At 57.9% G+C, this 5986-nt stretch carries 1 protein-coding gene and 1 pseudogene; both read right to left on the reverse strand.

The genetic code is table 11. From position 1 onward, the window contains the following. Positions 1-4492: SpvB/TcaC N-terminal domain-containing protein (locus ACIOZM_RS31045; protein ID WP_401221370.1), on the reverse strand; the 4492-nt coding region annotated here is incomplete at its 3' end. Positions 4493-4564: 72 nt separating this feature from the next. Then, a pseudogene (locus tag ACIOZM_RS31050) lies at positions 4565-5986 on the reverse strand (hypothetical protein); the annotation flags it as partial.

Here is a 5986-nt window from a genome sequence, read left to right on the forward strand (position 1 = left end):
AGCGCGTACGTCGCCAGTAGCCGAGCGCCGTCATGACCTGATACTCACGGCCCACCGGGTCGTAATAATGCGTATCGGCATAGCCCCACTGCCGAACATTCGCATCGTCGACGTAGATCGGCCGGTCAATAAAATACGGCTGGTAGGTTCGAGTCGGTTGGCCTTTATTGTCGTATTCGGTACGTCCGGACACCCCCCAGCGCGGTGCCGTACCGGTATCGCGTTCGACGGGTTTGCCAGCCTCAAACGCCAGAGTGCCATCGGTGTTGACAACGTAGGCCAGCCCGGGCGGACATTTTTGTTTGGCTTGCAAGGTTCGGCCAAAGCCATCAAAAAACGACAGTGAGATCCTGATCTGCGCGGCAGCACTGGCACCTGGATATTGATCGGCCAGGAGTTTTGCAGCCTGCACCGGCTGGCGTTTGACACCGTTAATCACGCTGCGCAACGCCTCGCTAACGCCCGCCATCGGTACACCTGAACGCGCCCAGGCATAAGCACGCGAGCGTAGTCGACCGTCAAACGTCAGAAGGAAATTACGCTGCAACCCACGCTTGAGTTCCGCCCCTTGATCGGACGATGACAGCCCGCTGAACACGTCGTTGGAAAGCGCCCCCATCCACCGATAAAAATCATACAGATAGACCTGCGCCGCTTGCTGAACAGCCAACGCGGGCGCTGCCAGTGCCGCATCGATACTCCCCAAGGCAGACTGACGAGGATCAAATTTTGCCAACGGCGAAAACCCAACGGCGATTGAATTACCTGCCTCATTCAACTCGGTGCCATAGGCGGAAGTGGCGACCACCCGCCCCAGGGCGTCGAACAGCACTTGTTGGGTATTGTCGTTCGGATCAATGATGCGATTGGGCGTCAGGAAACGATAATCGTAAAACACCTGCCTGCGATTGCCCACACCGTCAGTGACTGACGTCACGGCGCAGCTATAAGCATCATAGGTGAACGTTTGGGGGGCCACGAGCAGGCTGCTTCGCGTCGATCTGGGCCGATAGAACGCCAGCCAGTTGCCCGCGTCGACATACGTGGTGTAACCGCTGGGGATCACCCAAATAACGGGGTTCAGGTCTGTCGGCTCACCCAGCACCTTTTGGCCCTGTAAATAACCCGCGGCGGGTAATGCCGTCGCTAGATCCAGGTTTGAAAGCCCCACGTACGCCTTGAGCGACTCATTGTCGAGTTCAGCGGTTTCCTGATGATGAACCAATGCCAACGCCGCAGGGAGGGTGCCCGCAGGCAGTACGTCCGTACCTGACGCATTAAAATAGTACGTGACGCTTTGCCCGGCAAAGGTGCGCGCCCGTGTGGTGCCGATCAGGCTGTCCGCAGCGCTCAGCGTTTCGTAACTCAAGCCATTGCGGTTGAGTGGGTAGCAACCGTACCCCGCCGCGTACGTCAGCACATTGTGCCGTTGCTGATACGGCAAACCCAGCCTCCAGGTATCAGTGGCTGTCAGGTTATAGACGCGGCTTCGGCTTTCGCTCAGGCGCAGGGGCGTTTGGCCTTCGTCATAAGTGCTCGCCCATAGGGCATCCGGGACCGTCCCTGGGTAAGGATTGGTGACGGGTTTGGGTTGACGGGGGTAATTGACCTCAACACTCCAGAGTGGGACCCCAAACTCATTGCTCTGCAGGGTCACTTGCTGGCGAACGGCGGGGTCACCGGCAATGCGCTCATAGCCGACGTTTAACTGCTCCAGCACCATCGGCAAGACGACGCGGAACGCATCAGGCGAAACCGCGTCTTGAAGCAGGCGGACCTGCATCCGCTGGGTCTGAACGCTGTACGGAATGCCCTGCTGGGGACTGGCATCCGTCCCATAAATCTCGGTGCGCAGCACGCTGCCTTTCAACCCACGAGAGAGTTGACGCTGGGTGGCACTGTTAATCGACGTCAGAGGCTCATCCTGCCCCGTCGCGGCATTCAATCGGGTGAAACGTGGCGCCTCCAGACCAAATACCGCCGGGTCGCTATAGGGCGCTGCGCCAAACAGCGGCTCACCCTCCTGTCCGGTGTGGTACCAGATTTTAGTCAGCGCCGACGCAGCTACCGGCAGATCCTCTGCGGTCGCCAAAGCCAGTCGCTCCGTGTCCTCATGCTGGACGAAGCCAAAACCACGAAACTCGCGTTCGACGCCATCATAGACGCCGTGTCGATAGCGGTATTGCTGCGTCAGGCGATTACTGCTGATCTCATCTTGGATGCTTTGTGTCGAGACAACCGGCATGGCAAAGGGCAGCTGACAGACACTGCCAGGCGATGCCTGTTTTTCATCGAGCCACTCCTGTGCGGAACTGCGGTAGGTATAGCGGGTGTCCGTTCCGAGGTTGTTGTTGGCTGACACCAGCAAATAGGGCTTGGTGGTGGCAAAGCTGTAGTGCCAGTGCCGGGGAGCGGCATGGGGCACCGTCAGTATCAACGAGGTCGTCCCCGTGCCTGCGATGTCGGCGAAACTGACTTGATCCAGCTGGTCGAACCGCACTCCGGCAGGCATTGGCAAAATCAGGGGGTCGCCATTAAACCCGTTGCCGGACTGATTCAGGAAAATCAGAAAGCGGTCGGACTCGGCATAAATGAGATCACTGGCCCCGGAGCCATCGAGATCGGCCAAAAAAACCCTGGAAGGGTCAAACGTTTCCCCGTCAAACGGCAACTGGGCCAGCGTCAACGGCTTGCCGAACACGCCGCGCCCCAGATTGGGCCAGCAGGTAAGCTGGTTATAACGAATCTGAACCAGATGCTGCTGGCCGGAACCCAGCACATCACTGAAAGCAACGAGTGAGGCTCGATCACCCGCTTGACTCGGCAAGCGATCATCGCCGTCATGGACGACGTCTTGCCCGGCACCGTACCCCCCCTCTCGGTTATTGGCGTACACGCGCACACTTTTGGGGCCAATCAATACCAGGTCCGGTACACCGGCCCCGACCAGATCAGCCATCTGTGCAGAGGAATGCAGGAACTCGATGGGAAACGCCGGATAAGGAATGAAATTGCTCCAGCGTTGATCCGCATTCAACGTGAAGTAGCCCGCCAAGCTTGGCTGCGCAACCAGCCAGTTGAGGCGACCGGTGCCCATCAGGTCCACGAGCGCTTTGCGCTCATTGCCCTCAGGCAACAGCGAAGGCAGTTGCGGTAATGCTTGCCAGGGCGCGTAACTGACCGCATCGGGGCCTTGCGTGCCGCGAATTGGCGCCTGATAGCGCCAGTCATTGCCTTCTTGATAGAGAACCCCGGCCAAACCTTCTCCCAACAGGTCCACCAATTGATAGCGCTGGCCATCATTTAGGCCCGGGAACGACGTCAATTGCGCATAACCGGTCGGGGAGACGCTGGACGAAAAAGTACTGTACGAAAAATCCACGGGGGGCAGGGATCGAACCGTTCCATCCGGCTCATAAGCCAGGACTTGCGCGCCGACCAACTGAGACAGCTGTGGCGACTGCTGATACTCCAGCAGCAGTCGAGAAACCAGCGTATCCGCCTGTCCCAGCTCCTGCGCAAAGTGGTGAAACATCAACACCTGCCGGCACAAACGGTGCGTACGCACCTCAAAGCCGAATGAGTAGTCAGAAAACGAATCCTCACGGCAGGGCCACTGACTGGTCGTCGCCATCGCGGGGGCGATCAGGGGATCGAGTGTCCGCTCACCGTAGTCGAACACCACGCTGAACAGCCAGGCTGGGGCCTGTGCTGCCTTGCCCCACGCGTAAAGGGGCGCATAGCTATTGACGTTACCGTACTTAACAGACTGCAAATAACGAGCGGCGCTGTGTGAGCGAGAAGCTTCTTGACCGCCCATGCCACAATTGATGGCGTCTTCACTCTTGTAGCGATAGCAAATATGCTCTCCGGTCACCGACACCGACTCTTCGAGCAGCCAGACGCCGGTGTGATCCGGCTGTTTGGGATCGGCAATACGGGCCTCGGGGGACTTACCCAAACAATGGAGTTGACCATCCGCTGTGCGCAGCAACCAGAAGTCATCTTTGGTACTGGTGGGGGTGGGGGCCTGACGCCAACGCTCGATCTGGGTAAACGCCCCTTCAACGCGAGGAAAATAACGCGTGACGAGATACGTCAACCCCAGCTCCAACGCACCATAAACGTAGCGCCGGGTGGTGATCACGGCCTGATCGGCGCCCATTTCCGGCACCAATACCTCACCATCGGGCCCCAAATAGGTATCGTCCTCCTGATACAGAGGCGTGCCATGACTGGTACGACGACGGATCGCTATCTCCGAGAGGCCCCAGCCCATCGCAAATGCGCCATTACCAGCCCCGCTGCTGTAGTTCAACGACAGCGTGGGGGCGTATCCTCGTCCTTGGGTGATGGGCAAGGCCAGCGTGCGGCTGACCATACCGGTCATCCCGACACTCCCCAATGCTTCCCCCATGCCTTGGATCGCGCCACCGCCTTTTGGCAACGAGGGCTGAGCCACTTCAACGGATGTGTTCTGACGGGTGTCCATAAATTGTCCTCAAAATGTACGGGATATTTTTCACTGCGTGCCAGGGGTTAACCCCCTGGCACGCCTCCACTGTCAGTACCCTTTGAGGGTGTAGCGGAGTTGGAAAATGACATCGACCAGGCTTTCCACCAGCTTGCGCTGTACCTGTCCCGTGCCAGCATTGAAGAACGTCAAAACCAACGTGCCGGTGTTGGTGGTATCCCCTTCAAACGGCAAGTATTTGGGATCATTAAAATCAACCGTGAAGACCCCAGAATCATCAAGCCCGCGAGAAAGCGCGACATAGTTGCCAGTGCCACTGCCCAAGGTGGCCTCTACATCCTGATAAGGCCCCAGCAAAGCCGGCAGCGTGACACTGATGTTTTTGAAACGCCCGACCTTGCCCGTGCTGCCATAAGCACCGTTCAACTTCAGCGAGGCCACATCCAGTTCAATGACCAGCTTGTCGCTGTTCACGGTTTTGATCACAACGCCGCCCGTCGCCACCACTGGACTACCCGAGAGCGCGCCCTGCAGAAGCACCGAGAAACTTTTCTTACTGTCGGCTCGCGTGATCTGGCTATTCAACGAAACGGTTTTTTGAATCTCCAGGCCGCGCTTGTCCATGCGCAAATACGTGTTCTCCATTTTCTGCAGTTGCAGTTGCAGGCTTTCACCGGCCAGCAACCCTTGGTACAGATCGTTCCACACTGGAGTGGTGAACAGACTCGCGGTGTTGATTTCACCAATCTCGCGTGCCAACGCCGCTTTCGTGGTCAGACAGAGCGCCAGCGCGCTGTCATACAATTGGTAGTAAAGCGAAGAAAGGCGCCCGGTGATCCAGTTAAACAACTCCAGGCCCGTGAAGCGCGTGGTTTGCAGGGTGTATTGCGCCTGCATATTGCTCAGCTCCTGGGCATACAACGCTTTCTGCTTCTGAGCCATCACCAACTGTTGATTCTGTGAGGCGATTTGCGCGGTCAGCTGCTTGACTTCGAAGTCAGCATTTTCCTTCTGCATCAGCCACTCGTCGCGTCGACGACGGTATTGCTCACTGATATCCAGCCGCTGAGCGGAGGTTTCCAGAATCGTGGCCGTCGCTTGCAGCCCATAGCCAACCGCACGTGCCGCACCACCCCATCTCGAACCACCACAGGCCAAACCAAAGGTGTTGGGGGCCATTTCCACCGCAGCGCCCACCAAATTACTGATCAGCGACGCCGCATTCAAGGCGCCGGCCGCCACACGCAGGTCCATCGAACTCTGCTCACTACTGGAAATCCAGTTATTGTGCAGGCCGGTATAGTGCGCCAAACGGGTGTTCGCGCTTTGCAGCGCCGCGGTCGACGCGGCAATGCCGAAGTTCAGCGAGGCAATGTTGTCACCCTGAATCTCTTGCGTCAGCGTAGAAATTTGTTGCTGCTGGGTCTGCACCAACAACGTCATGTACTCGTTATCGCGTTGCAGCAGCGCCGATTGCAGTTCGTTACCAAACTGAATGACGCTACTCACCGC

The sequence above is a fragment of the Pseudomonas sp. NPDC087346 genome (assembly GCF_044744235.1).
Classification (GTDB): Bacteria; Pseudomonadota; Gammaproteobacteria; order Pseudomonadales; family Pseudomonadaceae; genus Aquipseudomonas.